The 14,433-nt window shown below is 31.3% G+C and carries 13 protein-coding genes and 1 rRNA gene; 2 read left to right on the top strand and 12 right to left on the bottom strand.

Features of this window, described 5'->3' with window-relative positions; translation table 11 throughout:
• Both rrf and ACI5KZ_RS12905 read left to right on the top strand, forming a co-directional pair.
• Window positions 1-83, top strand: a 5S ribosomal RNA gene (rrf, locus tag ACI5KZ_RS12910); the annotation flags it as partial.
• A gap of 135 nt (window positions 84-218) precedes the next feature.
• The gene (locus ACI5KZ_RS12905; protein WP_109310145.1) at window positions 219-716 is read left to right on the top strand and encodes a DinB family protein; all 498 of its coding nucleotides are present in this window, start codon (window positions 219-221) and stop codon (window positions 714-716) included.
• On the opposite strand, the gene ACI5KZ_RS12900 is transcribed toward ACI5KZ_RS12905, so the two are convergent.
• The 12 genes from ACI5KZ_RS12900 to ACI5KZ_RS12845 form a co-directional block, all read right to left on the bottom strand.
• Window positions 713-901 (bottom strand): DUF6095 family protein, encoded by a 189-nt coding sequence (locus ACI5KZ_RS12900; RefSeq protein WP_109310155.1) that lies wholly within the window; start codon window positions 899-901, stop codon window positions 713-715. The genes ACI5KZ_RS12905 and ACI5KZ_RS12900 overlap by 4 nt on opposite strands.
• Before the next feature lie 28 nt (window positions 902-929).
• Window positions 930-1,760, bottom strand: coding sequence for an N-acetylmuramic acid 6-phosphate etherase (murQ, locus tag ACI5KZ_RS12895; RefSeq protein ID WP_406847850.1), 831 nt, complete (start codon window positions 1,758-1,760; stop codon window positions 930-932).
• A gap of 56 nt (window positions 1,761-1,816) precedes the next feature.
• Window positions 1,817-2,638 carry a DUF4249 domain-containing protein gene (locus tag ACI5KZ_RS12890; protein ID WP_109310154.1) on the bottom strand — a complete coding sequence of 274 codons (822 nt, stop codon included), beginning with the start codon at window positions 2,636-2,638 and terminating at the stop codon, window positions 1,817-1,819.
• Window positions 2,639-2,642: 4 nt separating this feature from the next.
• Window positions 2,643-5,018, bottom strand: coding sequence for a TonB-dependent receptor (locus tag ACI5KZ_RS12885; protein ID WP_109310143.1), 2,376 nt, complete (start codon window positions 5,016-5,018; stop codon window positions 2,643-2,645).
• Between the two features lie 72 nt (window positions 5,019-5,090).
• Window positions 5,091-7,319 carry an NADP-dependent isocitrate dehydrogenase gene (locus ACI5KZ_RS12880; protein ID WP_406847849.1) on the bottom strand — a complete coding sequence of 743 codons (2,229 nt, stop codon included), beginning with the start codon at window positions 7,317-7,319 and terminating at the stop codon, window positions 5,091-5,093.
• 148 nt (window positions 7,320-7,467) lie between these two features.
• Complete coding sequence (locus tag ACI5KZ_RS12875) at window positions 7,468-8,040, bottom strand: pentapeptide repeat-containing protein (RefSeq protein ID WP_406847848.1); 573 nt, start codon at window positions 8,038-8,040, stop codon at window positions 7,468-7,470.
• Between the two features lie 694 nt (window positions 8,041-8,734).
• Window positions 8,735-9,088 carry a 50S ribosomal protein L19 gene (rplS, locus tag ACI5KZ_RS12870; RefSeq protein WP_109310140.1) on the bottom strand — a complete coding sequence of 118 codons (354 nt, stop codon included), beginning with the start codon at window positions 9,086-9,088 and terminating at the stop codon, window positions 8,735-8,737.
• A gap of 195 nt (window positions 9,089-9,283) precedes the next feature.
• Window positions 9,284-9,961 carry a tRNA (guanosine(37)-N1)-methyltransferase TrmD gene (gene trmD, locus ACI5KZ_RS12865; protein ID WP_109310139.1) on the bottom strand — a complete coding sequence of 226 codons (678 nt, stop codon included), beginning with the start codon at window positions 9,959-9,961 and terminating at the stop codon, window positions 9,284-9,286.
• A 110-nt stretch (window positions 9,962-10,071) separates the two neighbouring features.
• Window positions 10,072-10,509 (bottom strand): N-acetyltransferase family protein, encoded by a 438-nt coding sequence (locus tag ACI5KZ_RS12860; protein ID WP_406847847.1) that lies wholly within the window; start codon window positions 10,507-10,509, stop codon window positions 10,072-10,074.
• A 60-nt stretch (window positions 10,510-10,569) separates the two neighbouring features.
• A complete protein-coding gene (locus ACI5KZ_RS12855; protein ID WP_109310137.1) occupies window positions 10,570-11,199 on the bottom strand; it encodes a tRNA (guanine-N1)-methyltransferase in 630 nt (209 codons plus the stop codon).
• 133 nt (window positions 11,200-11,332) lie between these two features.
• Entirely contained in the window at window positions 11,333-12,781 is a 1,449-nt protein-coding gene (locus ACI5KZ_RS12850; RefSeq protein ID WP_406847846.1) for a glyceraldehyde-3-phosphate dehydrogenase, read from the bottom strand.
• 164 nt (window positions 12,782-12,945) lie between these two features.
• Window positions 12,946-14,355 carry a trypsin-like peptidase domain-containing protein gene (locus ACI5KZ_RS12845; RefSeq protein ID WP_406847845.1) on the bottom strand — a complete coding sequence of 470 codons (1,410 nt, stop codon included), beginning with the start codon at window positions 14,353-14,355 and terminating at the stop codon, window positions 12,946-12,948.
• Window positions 14,356-14,433 lie beyond the last annotated feature (78 nt).

Raw genomic sequence — 14,433 nt, 5'->3', positions numbered from 1 at the left:
ACCTCTTACCATTCCGAACAGAGAAGTTAAGCCCATTAGCGCCGATGGTACTGCATTTGTGGAAGAGTAGGTCATCGCCTTTTTAGAATCCCGATTCATTTTTTTGAATCGGGATTTTTTTTTAAATATATTATGTAAGGTTCTTGGTTTTTTAAGACCAATTCATCAAATTTGATTATATTCGAAATATTAGATTTCTATATTTATAATAAATATTTATGAACCTTATTTTAAAAGCTAATTTATTATCACTAAAGAAATCTGAGGTTTTATTAGCTAGTATTACGGACGATATTTTAAAGAATAAGACTGTTTCTCCATATTATTCTAGTATTGGCTCTCATTTAAGACATATTCTTGATTTTTATGATTGTATATTAACTCCCAAAAATCAAATAATTGATTTAACTATAAGAACGAGAGATTTAGAGGTGGAAAACTGCTGTATTAAGGCTTTAAATTATTTCAATGAAATTATTAAAAAAATGGAGAGCATTGATGATGCAGATTTAGATAGAATAGTTTTTGTATCGGATGATTTAGGTTTAGGAAAAACAGACATAAACTATACTTTTTCTGGATTACTTTCACAAGCCAACAGTCATACGATTCATCATTATGCTATAATAAATTATATTTTAGAAGGGATAGGAATGCGTTTAGAAGATGATACTTTTGGGTATAACCCAACAACGCCAAAAATTAATACATTTTAATTAGAAGTTTTATGGAACATACTATCCATAATAGTTTTAAGACCAATAAACGCAAAATATATTGCAAGACTACATATCAATAATGAAAGAATTAAAAGCGGAATGTATAGTGGCTTTTCTTGATTACTAAAAGCCACATACATTAATGTTGGCCCAAGAAACATACATAGAAGAGAAAACCCCATTTTTTTTATTCCTTTAACAAGTATTTCTTTATTGGTTCTTTTTGTTTCCATCATTATACTTTTGAATTGCTTTTCTAACGTTTTTGTATTTATTTAAAAGTTGCTCTGCTTCTTTTTTTGATATATGTAATTCATTCATAATCATTTTTGTGCCTCTTTCAACTAGTTTATTATTGCTTAGTTGCATATCTACCATTTTATTGCCTTTTATATGACCTAATTTAATCATGACAGAAGTCGTTATCATATTGAGTACTAATTTCTGTGCTGTTCCAGCTTTCATTCTAGAGCTTCCAGTTACAAATTCTGGTCCAACAATAACTTCTATAGGATATTTAGCAGTATTAGATAATGGACTTTCACTATTGCAAGTAATGCAACCTGTTACAATGTGGTTTTGATTGCAGATATCTAAACCACTAATTACATATGGTGTTGTACCTGAAGCAGCAATACCAACTACCACATCTTTTGGATTGATTTTATAAGCTTGTAAATCTTCCCAGGCTTGTGTTTTAGAATCTTCAGCAAATTCTACAGCCTCTCTTATAGCAATATCGCCTCCAGCAATAAGACCAATTACTAAGTTGTGAGATACTCCAAATGTTGGAGGGCATTCAGAGGCATCAAGAATTCCTAACCGACCACTTGTACCTGCTCCAATATAAAATAAACGACCACCATTTTGAAGTTTTTCAACAATTTGATTCACTAATACTTCAATTTGAGGAATGGCTTTTTCTACGGCAAGAGGTACTGATTTATCTTCAGAATTAATATTAGTTAATAATTCTGAAACAGACATTTTTTCTAAATCATTGTAATTAGAATCTTGTTCTGTCGTTTTTATAAATTTCATAGAAGCAAAATTACTTATTTATTCCTAATGGAATAGATTAAATGTCAAGATTTATATTATTCTATAATGGTATAAGTAACTTCTGAAACTTCAGACAGTCTAAAATAGCCTAATGGATAATTATTAGAATTGGATGTATTGACGCAGTTTCCTCTTACAGTAGCTGGTTGGGTTCCGAATGGACCACCAGCATTATCTCCAGTTTGTTGTAATAGAATATACATGAATTCGTAAAACCGTTTTGAAACACCATAATTTCTAATAATTACGCTATCGTTGGGATTTAAATCTTCTTGAACATAATACCCAAAAATTAAATTTCCATTAACGAACTCATCTTTAAAAGTATCTAAGGTTTTAACTACAGGTATACTAGGTGTGTATTCGAAAAAATAATAATTTTCTTGATCAATAGGATCTATAAAATAAGCTTTAATTTCGGTATCCTCACCAGTTATACCACCTTCTAAATCTTGCTCTATATACTCAAATTCTGGTACAGCTAATAGAGTCTCAGTGCCAGTATAAGTTTCACCTTTATAGATAATAGTTAATTGATATTCTGCATTAATAACAGGATTGAACGTCGAATTTAAATAAATACCAGATTCTCCACCTTCTATAAAATTAAAGATGTTATTGTTTTCGTCTGTAATAAATACCTGAGCATTATTAGCTGGAGGAATTTCTTCATCGAAATAGGGTGCTGTGAGAGAGAGTTTAATAAATTGTTCGTTACCACTAGTTCCTTTATACCAATTTATAGATGCATCAATTACTAATTTTGGTTGAGAAGTCGGAACATCTACTTCGATAACATCTTCACAAGAAAGACAACCTAAAAATATAATAAGAAAATATAGAAGTTGTAGTTTCATAAGTTTAAAATTTAAAATTATAAGAAATAGATGGTACAATACCGAAAATTGATAGTTTTACAGCTTCATTTGTACTAGTATCTACGTTTTCTCTGAAAGAAATAGAGGCAGCGTTTCGTCTGTTATACACATTATATATCCCAAAAACCCATTCGCTTTGCCAGCCCTTTAATTTTTCTGGTTTTGGGACATAAGTGGCAGAAAAATCCAATCTATTATAGCTTGGTAATCGATATTCATTTCTTAATCCATAGTTGGGTACCGTGATACCATTATATTCGTATTGTGCATTAGGATAAGTAACTGGTTGTCCCGTTTGGAATAAAAAATTGACATTAAAACGCCATTTATTGTTAAGATCATAGCTCCCTGTGAAGGATATATCATGAGTTTTATCGTAAGCTGTGCTGTACCATTTACCATTATTAATTCCAGGTTCTTCAGGTGTTCTTCCTGGTGTTTGTTGTTCAGACTTTGATAATGTATAGGCTATCCAACCTTTAAATCGGCCTTCATTTTTTCTGAATAAAATCTCTAAGCCATATGCTTTTGCTTTGCCATTTAATATAACTTGTTCGATAGCATCATTTGCAATAAGATCAGCCCCATCAATATAATCGATTCTGTTTTTTATTTTTTTATAGAAAGTTTCTATTTCTAAAGAATAAGTATTGTCGTTAATATTTTTAAAATAACCTAAAGCTACTTGATCTAGAATTTGAGGTTTTACATATTTACCACTGGGAGTCCAAATATCTAATGGAGTAGGTGAGCTTGTATTTGATAACAAGTGAAGAAATTGACTCATTCGGTTGTAACTAGCTTTGATAGACGTATTATAATTAAGCTCATAAGCCAAAGCTACTCTAGGCTCAAAATTCCCAAAAGATTTAATTATATCGCTTCGTTTAAAAGTTTCGGTTCCAATAGGATCTGCTTTTTCATAGATTTGAAGTTCTTGATTATAAAGTACAGCTTGATTGTTTTTGTATATATTTAATTCTTCTTGGCCCAATCGTAAAAACGAACTATACCTTAAGCCATAAGAAGCCATGAGCTTTTCGGTTAATTTATGTTCTACATCAATATAAATGGCATTTTCAAAAGCGTACTTATCTATTAATTTGTCGGCATTAATTCCTGAATTTTCTCCTGAGGGTTTAATTTCTCCTGGGTTAAATTTATGATAGATGCTATTGAAACCATATTGAAGTTTAATGTTTTCGCTTACATAATGTTTAAAATCATATTTTAAATTGAAATTTCTAATACCAGAATCCCAGTTAAATCCTATAAAATCTAAGTTCAATCCATAGTAATAATCAGAGTAGATTAAAGACAGATTAGAAAATAGTTTATTAGAAAACAAGTGATTCCATCTAAAATTCAAGACAGAATTTCCATAGGTGTTTTTAAAACTTTCATCGAAACTAAACACATCTCTCCCAAAATAGCCTGAGATATATACATTATTTTTTTGATTAAGTTTATAGCTAATCTTGGTGTTTAGATCGTAGAAATATGCTTTATTCTCGATGTCGAATAAAGGTAAAAATAAATGTGCATAAGTTGCTCTACCACCCAAAAGAAACGAACCTTTTCCTTTGGTAATAGGTCCTTCGGCTAAAAGACGGCTAGAAATTAATCCAATGCCACCATTTACATGAAATTCATTACTGTTTCCTTCTTTTTGATAAATATCTAAAACAGATGAAACTCGTCCTCCATATCGTGCTGGAATTCCTCCTTTATATAATTTTAAATCTTTAATTGCATCTGGATTAAAAACAGAAAACAAGCCAAAGAGGTGAGAAGAATTATAAATTGTTGCTTCGTCTAATAATATCAAATTTTGGTCTGCTGCACCTCCACGAACATTAAACCCAGATGCACCTTCACCAGCATTTGTTACTCCTGGCAATAATGTAATAGCTCTAATAACATCAGCTTCACCTAAAACAACTGGAATTTGCTTAATAGTATTTGATGTTAATGAATTCATACTCATTTGTGGTTTGCGAATATTGAGTCTTTCAACATTTTTTTCAATAACCACTTCATTAAGGCTCTCTATAGCTTCTTCCAGACTAACATTTTTAGTAAGATCTTCATTTAAACTTATAGTTTCAGAAATATCTTTAAATCCTAAATAACTAATTACAATATTATATGTGCCTTTTGGAAGTGTTAAGGAGTAGAATCCATACTCATTAGTAGTTGCACCAGTATTTAATTCAGGGAATAAAATATTAACACCAATAAGTGTTTCGTTGCTTTTTTTGTCTGAAACAATACCACTTAACGTTACTTTATCTTGTGAATAGACCCAATTTATATTTAAACATATAACAAGAATTAAATAGATAAAACGTAAGTTCATGAAGATTGGTAATTTTAATAAATCTATAAAAAAAAAGCTCCTAAGAAGGAGCTTTTAACATAATCTTTATAATTATTTAATGGAATCTAAGATGTTGTTTAGCGTAATACTTGGACGCATAACCATATTTGTTAATTGAGTGTCAGGTTCGTAATAACCACCAATATTTGTAGGTTGTCCTTGTACTTCGTTTAACTCCTTAATAATGAGCTCTTCATTTTTTGAAAAGGTTGTTGCTATTGGTATAAATAGTTTTTGAATATCCTTGTCTTTTGACTGATTTGCTAAAGCTTCTGCCCAATACATGGCTAAATAAAAATGACTTCCTCTATTATCTAATTCACCAACTTTTCTTGAAGGTCCTTTTTTATTATCCAATAATTTTTCGGTAGCCAAATCTAAGGCGTCCGCCAATATTTGTGCTTTAGGATTATTAGCTACTTCGGCTAAATGTTCTAGAGAAACAGCTAATGCTAAAAATTCTCCTAAAGAATCCCAACGTAAATGGTTTTCTTCAAGTAATTGTTGAACGTGTTTTGGGGCAGAGCCACCAGCTCCAGTTTCAAATAAACCTCCACCGTTCATTAAAGGAACAATAGATAACATTTTAGCACTTGTTCCTAATTCTAAAATAGGGAACAGGTCGGTTAAATAATCTCTTAATACGTTCCCAGAAACAGATATAGTGTCCTTACCATCTTTAACTCTTTCAAGAGTAAATATTGTTGCTTTAAGAGGAGATAAAATTCTAATATCTAAACCAGTTGTATCGTGATCTTTTAAATATTGATTTACTTTTTTAATTAATTCGGCATCGTGAGCTCTGTTTTCATCCAACCAGAAAACGGCAGGAGTTTGAGAAGCTCTAGCTCTTGTTACAGCTAATTTTACCCAATCTTGAATTGGAGCGTCTTTTACTTGACACATACGCCAAATATCTCCAGTCTCTACTTGGTGCTCAATTAAAGTTGTTCCAGAAGCATCGATTACGCTTACTGTTCCATTGGCTTGTATTTCGAATGTTTTATCATGAGAGCCATATTCTTCGGCTTTTTGGGCCATTAAGCCTACGTTTGGTACTGTACCCATTGTTGTTGGGTCGAAAGCTCCATGTTCTTTACAAAAAGCGATAGTTGCTGTATAAATACCTGCATAGCTACTATCTGGAATTACAGCTTTTGTGTCTTGTTGTTTTCCTTCGGCATTCCACATTTGTCCAGATGTTCTTATCATGGCTGGCATGGAAGCATCTATAATCACATCGCTTGGTACATGAAGGTTGGTAATGCCTTTATCGCTATTTACCATAGCTAAAGCTGGTCCATTTTTGTATGCAGAAGCAATATCTTGCTCTATTTCTTTGCGTTTGGCTTCAGGTAATTCTTGAAGTTTTTCTAAAAGATTTCCAAATCCATTGTTAACATCTACGCCTATATTTTCGAAAGTAGCTTCATGTTTTGTGAATAATTCTTTAAAAAACACTCTTACGGCATGACCAAAAATAATTGGATCGCTAACCTTCATCATGGTTGCTTTCATGTGTAATGAAAAAAGCACGTCTTTATTTTTAGCGTCATTTACTTGGGCTTCTAAAAACGTAATTAGAGCTTTTTTACTCAATACGGTTGCATCAATTATTTCTCCTTTTAGTAGGTCTAAATTACTTTTTAGAGTTTCAATTTCACCATTATTTCCTTTAAACTGAATAGTAACTGATGTAGCCTTATCTAAAGTCACCGATTTTTCGTTATGTGCAAAATCGCCTTCACTCATTGTTGCGACATGTGTTTTAGAATCTTTGCTCCAAGCTCCCATAGAATGAGGATTTTTCTTTGCGTAATTTTTTACAGCTTTTGGAGCACGTCTGTCTGAATTTCCCTCACGTAATACTGGATTAACAGCCGATCCTTTAATTTTATCGTAGCGAGATTTGATGTCTTTTTCAGAATCTGTTTGAGGTTCATCAGGATAGGTTGGCAACTTATATCCTTTAGCTTGTAATTCTTCAATAGCATCTTTTAATTGAGGTATAGATGCGCTTATATTTGGAAGCTTAATAATATTTGCCTCGGGTTTTTTAACAAGTTCTCCAAGTAATACTAAATCGTCACTTACTTTCTGATTTTCATTTAAAAAATCAGGAAAAACAGCTAAAATTCTATTAGCTAATGAAATATCTTTTGTTTCTACAGTAACTCCAGTTGGTTTTGTAAAGGCTTTAACAATTGGTAAAAATGAATTGGTTGCTAAAGCAGGAGCTTCATCCGTTTTTGTATAAATAATTGTAGATGTATCTGACATAAGGTTAATTAGTTTAATTTAATTGAAGAGCTTGTTTTTTTAAGCCTTGCAAATATATGAATTTTCAAACAGTATTTAGTGAAGATACTCTTAAACACACCTATTTTATGAAGTTGACAAATAATTAAATTACTTATTGATAATTTGATTATTCTATGTCCAGATTATAAGATTCTAATAATCCTAAAGCACCTTCTTTTGAGAATTTTGCTTGTTTCAGCCTATTTATTTCAGGATTTATGTAGAAATTAAATGAAGTTCTAAAATCTGCTTTTTCTAAATTTGAATTATTAAAAACACTTTGGAATAAATTACAGTTTATAAATTTAGCTTGATTAAAATTAGCTTCAGAAAAATCGATGTTTTCTAGAATACAGTTATCAAATACTGTTTTAGTTCCATTGCATTTATAGAATGAAGAAAAACTTAAATTAGATTGATTAAAAGTAAACGACATCAAAAAGTGATTACAATCGTTAAAAGGAATGCCAAGTAATTTACAATCTGTGAAAACTGCTTCTTTAAATGTTGTATTTCTAACTTTTACACCACTTAAGTTACAGTTTATAAATTCACATTCTATAAACGTAATGTCAGAAAGAAATGTTTCAGAAAAATTGCAACCTATAAAGGTACAGGTATCATATTCTGCTTTTTGAAACTCTTCTTTAGTAAAATCAATTTTTTTAAAATCTTGTTCTATTATTAAAAGTAGACTCATGGCGTTTAAGTATCTTTTTTTACATCAAAGATAAGGAGGTTTCTATAAAACAAAAGCCATATCACAATAGACCGAAATCTATATCTGATATGGCTTTCTTTGAGATAGTATCACATGATTTAATTTAGCATTGCTACTAAATAGCATAAAATTTTTATTTACACATTTCAATTCAAGTGTCACTATTTCAAAAGAAACATTCTTTGGTGCAATTTTCAAAATGTATTGATCTGTTGCTAAATGTTTCTAGTTTAATTGCTTTTCTTGATGATTTACTTATTGTACGTCGTTTTCACAATTTACATCTTGTAAAACATTGTTTCTTATTCTAGTATTTGTTTTCACATATACTATTTTTTGAAACTTTCCACCATTCCAGTTATTGTCTGCTAAGCATGCAACACTTATTAAGGCTTCATGATCTCTTGGTTAAACACGCATACACCTGCCACCTTGAAATCTCAAAAAACAATTATTTTAAAGAACGTATCTTTAAAAGAGTCTATAACTAATTCATTTACATGAAACCAACTGACGTTGTTTATAAATTCTTATACTAAGATAAGATAATAAGGGTTAAAAATCAAGACATTTAACATATTAGATATCAACATTTTATAAACTGAAGTTATTAACTTTTGTTAATAAAAAAAGCCCTGTAATTACAGGGCTTTTCAATGTTATTAAACGTTTATTAACGTTTCATACTTTCTTTAATTCTTGCTTTTTTACCAGTAAGACCTCTGAAGTAATAGATACGAGCTCTACGAACGCTACCTTTTTTGTTCACTTCAATTTTTTGTAAAGCTGGCATGTTTACAGGTATAATACGTTCTACACCTATAATTCCAGACATTTTTCTAATGGTAAATGTTTCAGAAGCTCCAGAGCCTCTTTTTTGAATAACTACACCTCTAAAAAATTGAGTACGAACTTTTTCTCCTTCTCTAATTTCGTAGTAAACTGTAATTGTGTCTCCAGCGCTAAACTCTGGAAAATCTTTTTTTGTTACAAATTCGTCTTGTACAAATTTTAATAAAGATTCCATATCTTTAAATTTTATTATAATTAATTCGAAACAACATTCACGATTCTCGCCAGAGGTTAACCCGAAATTGGGTGCAAATATAGGTAAAAAGTTATAAGTTATAAGTAAAAAGTAAAAAGTTTTTTAGCACTTATTTTGTTTACTTGTTCTCGATACGATGCTATGCAACACTCGAAATGACGAATCGATTAAAATTTAATCATCTAACAAATCGGGACGTCTGTTTTTAGTGTTTTCATAGGCTTTTTCTTCTCGCCATTTTTCTATTTCTGGAAAATTGCCACTAAATAAAACCTCTGGAACCTGCCATCCTTTATAGTCTCTTGGACGTGTATAAATAGGAGGAGCTAGTAAATTATCTTGAAAAGAGTCTGTTAAAGCTGATGTTTCATTACCTAAAACACCAGGAATTAACCTAATAACTGAGTCGCATAAAACAGCAGCTCCAAGTTCACCTCCAGAAAGTACGTAATCTCCAATAGAAATTTCTCGTGTGATAAATTGATCTCGAACACGTTGGTCTACACCTTTATAATGTCCACAAAGAATAATAATATTTTCTTTTAATGATAACTGATTGGCAATACCTTGATTTAAAGTTTCACCATCTGGAGTCATGTAAATGACTTCGTCGTAATGGCGTTCAGATTTTAATTTGCTAATACACTTATCTATGGGCTCAACCATCATCACCATACCAGCGCCACCACCAAATTGGTAATCGTCTATAGTTTTATGATTGTCTGTAGTGAAATCACGTAGATTATGAAAATGGACTTCCACCAATCCAGCATCAATAGCTCTTTTGAGAATAGAAGCTTCAAACGGACTTTTAAGTAATTCTGGTAAAACGGTTATAATATCGATACGCATAACATGACTTTAGAACTGCAAATATACTTGAAATGTTTTATGAATTTTTTGGTTTGGGTTGGGAAGTTTCGTTTTGAAATTAATTCGTTTATTTATTTAACAAAGCCAAGTTATTTGTTCGACCAAAAAAAATGCAAGTCGGTATCTTTTTTAAAACCCAAGCGTTGGTATAAATGTTGTGCTGGATTATCTGGTGCTGTTTGTATAGCCAATCCTTTTAATTGATTTTTTTTACAGAAATTTTTAGCTTTATTTATTAATGCTTCTCCAATACCTTTTCCACGATAATTTTCATCTACAAATAAATCGTTTAGTAAATATATGGCTTCCATAGATACAGAAGAAAACAAAGGATATAATTGGGTGAAGCCAATTGCTTTATTTTCTATATAAGCTATATAAATCAGGGAGTCTTTATTCTTTAACCTTTCAAATAAAAAGTGCTTGGCAGCTTTTAAATCTGAAGGTTGCTCATAAAACACACGATATCCATCGAATAATGGCGTTAGTTGATCTAAGTGTTCTATGTGTGCTTTAATTATAGTCATAAAAAAATCTGTAAACGTGAATTTACAGATTTTTAATATATCTAAAGGGAAAATAAGTTGTTAATTCCCTTTTTGTTTGTTTAATTCGTCTTGTAATTGGCGTCTTACTTTTTGTTCTCTTTCTAATGCCGTTTTTCTATGTTCATCGAATTCTTCTTCAATTTCTTCAAGAGTAATTTTTGCTTCTTTCGTTATTAATTGACTGTTTTTAAATTTATAAATAAAGAATATCAAGAACACTAATAATCCACCAATTATCGACCACATTAATATATTATAGCTTGTTTTGCTCATTTGTAAACCAAACAAGGACATATTATTCTTTTCGTCAGTAGTCTTGTCTAATGTGGCTTGAGTTGTTGATAGGCTGGTTTTTAAACCTGTAATCTCTTTAGCTTGAGCTTCAACTACAGCTTGTGTATCTGCTAAGTTTTTACGAAACGTGTTTAATGAGTCGTTTGTATGTGCTTGCAAGGTTGTTAGCATGCTACGCTTAACAGCTTCATACATAGAGCCGTTGGTGCCTCTAAAATCACCTGATTTTTTAAGGACATATTCAAATTGATTATTGATGGTACTGTTGTTTAAAGATAATTCATCTTCTTCATTTGAAGATTCAGTTTGGGCATGTAAGGTGTTGAAACCGTATAACATACATACGGTAATAGCGAAAATTTTAAACGTATTCATTAGGCTTTGTTGAGTTTTGTGTTTACGAAAATAATAAATTATGTTAAGTATCAATTGAAATTAATTAAAAAGCCTCACGAAAGTGAGGCTTTTGTATATACGAATGAAATATTCGTTTTAGATGTTTTATATATTAATAATATGTAAAACGTCTTACTTTAGCTATGTATTTTGCAAGTCTAATAACTTGATGGCTGTAACCATACTCATTATCATACCAAATATAAAGTAAGGCATTTTTACCATCTTTTCTAACTATGGTTGCTTTACTATCGTAAATGGAAGGTGCAGAGCTTCCAACAATATCGCTAGATACAAGCTCGTCGCTCATTTCATATTTAATTTGCTCAACTAGGTCTCCCTCAAGAGCATATTTTTTTATGATTTCATTTATTCCTTCAACCGAAGTTTCTTTTTCTAATTCTAAACTTAAAATAGCTAAGGAGCCATTTGGAACAGGAACTCGAATTGCGTTTGATGTTAGTTTTCCTTCTAATGCTGGTAACGCTTTTGCAACAGCACTTCCAGCTCCAGTTTCAGTAATAACCATGTTTAATGCAGCTGCACGTCCACGACGGTATTTTTTATGAAAATTATCAACTAAATTCTGGTCGTTTGTGTATGCGTGAATGGTTTCAAGGTGTCCACTTTTTACACCAAGAGAATCTTCAACAGCTTTTAAAATAGGCGTAATAGCATTAGTTGTACAAGAAGCAGCAGAAAAGATGTCTATCTTATCTGGGTTGTTTTCCAATTGATTTACACCATGAACAATATTAGGAACACCTTTTCCTGGAGCAGTTAATAATACTTTATCAACTCCTTTTGAAGCTAAGTGTCTGCTTAAGGCTTCTTTGTCTCTAAAAGCTCCTGTGTTATCAATAACCAAAGCATGGTTAATACCATAAACGGTATAATCGATATCTTCTGGATTGTTAGCCGAAATAATATTTACAGTTGTACCATTAATGATTAATGCACTGTTTTTTAAGTCTGCTACTACAGTTCCAGAGAAATCTCCATGAACAGAGTCATTTCTTAATAAAGAAGCTCTTTTTTCAAGAACCGTTTGATCAATAGTACCACGAGTTACAATGGCTCTTAAACGTAACTGACTTCCTTTTCCGGTACGAGTCATTAACTCTCTAGCAACTAATCGTCCAATTCTACCAAAACCATAAAGAACAACATCTTTAGGTTTAATAGCTTCATCTTTATTAGCATCTTTTAATTTATCGGCAACAAATGCTAATGCATTGTTGAATTTTTTCTCTTCTAAATGATATTCGTATGTTAATTTACCAATATCTAATTTTGCAGGAGGCAAGTCTAATGTTTGGATGGCTTGCGCAATTTCTACTGAATCAAAGATGGAAATAGGCTTTTGTACAAACTCGCCTGCATATTCATGTAAGTTTAGTATTTGGCTTACATTTCTATCAATTAATTGGTTTCTAAAAAGAACCAGTTCAATAGACTTGTCGTACCATAGGTCGCTTACAATTTTAATAAATTCTACAGTTGCTTTTCTTCTGTCTGCTTGAAAAGCTAGTTCGCTTTCATAAGTCTCGTTAAAACTCATTGGATATAATGTTTAGTGTGTTGTTAATATTTTTCAATTCGGTATAAAGCCTCCTTGAATTTGGTTGCAAAAATAAGATATTTATGTTGTATTTATTGCCATTTTTATAAAATAAAAATCCTTCAGATTTTTCTGAAGGATTGAGTGTCTTTTTCTTAGCAAAATTATTTAAAATTATAGCGTTCAACTTCTCCATTTGAGTTAATGAGTTCAATTCTCATTGGTTCGTAAGGCGATTTGTTTTTAATTATTTCTTGAACGTCTTCTATGTTATTAACCTTTATATTATTGATTGCTGTAACAATATTGCCTTCATCAACGCCATTTGCTCTTAAATATTTTGAATAGTTTTCACCTAACCTAGAAATTTTAACACCATTAGAAACCTTATATTTTTTAAGATCTTCTTTTGATGCATTTTTCACCATCCCAAATTGAGGAATGGTAAAAGTTTGATTTCTAGTTAATGTCACTGGAATTTCTTTAACAGAACCATCTCTAAGTATACTAACATTCACAACATCGTCTGGTCGTTTGGTGCTTAAATATCCAGACAAGTCTGAAAATTTGGAGATTTTAACATGATCGATTTTTTTTATAATATCACCAGACTCTAATCCTGCTATTTCAGCTCCTGAATTTTCTTCTACAGAATCTATGTAAAACCCTTCGGTTTCATTGAGGCTTAATTTTTCAGCAGATCCACTGTTTAAAGCACCACCAGTAACTCCTAAAATCCCATTTTGTACGTTACCATATTCAATAATATCTTGAACAACTTTTCTTGCAATATTACTTGGAACTGCAAATGAGTACCCAATGTAAGATCCCGTTTGAGATGATATAGCTGTGTTAATTCCAATTAAATCGCCATTAGAATTTACTAATGCGCCACCAGAATTCCCTGGGTTTACTGCAGCATCAGTCTGAATAAAAGATTGGGTGTTTCTACCAGATAAATCTCTAGATTTAGCACTAATAATTCCGGCTGTTACTGTAGATGTTAAATTAAAGGGATTGCCAACAGCTAAAACCCATTCACCAATTTTTGCTTGATCGCTATCTCCAAAAGTAGTAAACGGTAAATCTTCATCAGCTTCAATTTTTAATAAGGCAATATCGGTTTTGTCGTCCGTCCCAATAATTTCAGCATTATAAGTTCGATTATCGTTTAAAGTAACAGACAATTCTCTTGAACCATCAATAACATGGTTGTTAGTAATAATATAGCCGTCAGGTGAAATGATAACGCCAGAACCAGTTCCTACTTGATAACGCTGTGGAGACCTTCCGTAAAACAAATCTTCAAAGGTCATTTGCCTAGAATTTCCCAATGTGGTATTTTTAACATGGACCACAGTATGAACTGTTTTTTCAGCAGCCTTAGCAAAACTAATACTGTTTTCTGGAATATAACTTGTGTTCGTTGTATTGCTTACAGGAATTGCGAATGGCAGTCCATCTGTTTGGGACGTTTGAACAGTTTGGTTGTTCTCAATAAAAATTTTGTAGGCAGATAATGTAATAACTCCACCTAACACAGAAACTAAAACTAAAGTTAAAATCTTCTTCATAATTTATTAGGTATAAATGATTTGTAAATTAATAACGATTAAAATTAATTTTTTATTGAATAGCCTCTTAATTTTTAA

This window comes from Xanthomarina sp. GH4-25 (genome assembly GCF_045363175.1).
Classification (GTDB): domain Bacteria; phylum Bacteroidota; class Bacteroidia; order Flavobacteriales; family Flavobacteriaceae; genus Xanthomarina.
This window is presented reverse-complemented; position numbering and strand designations above follow the sequence as displayed.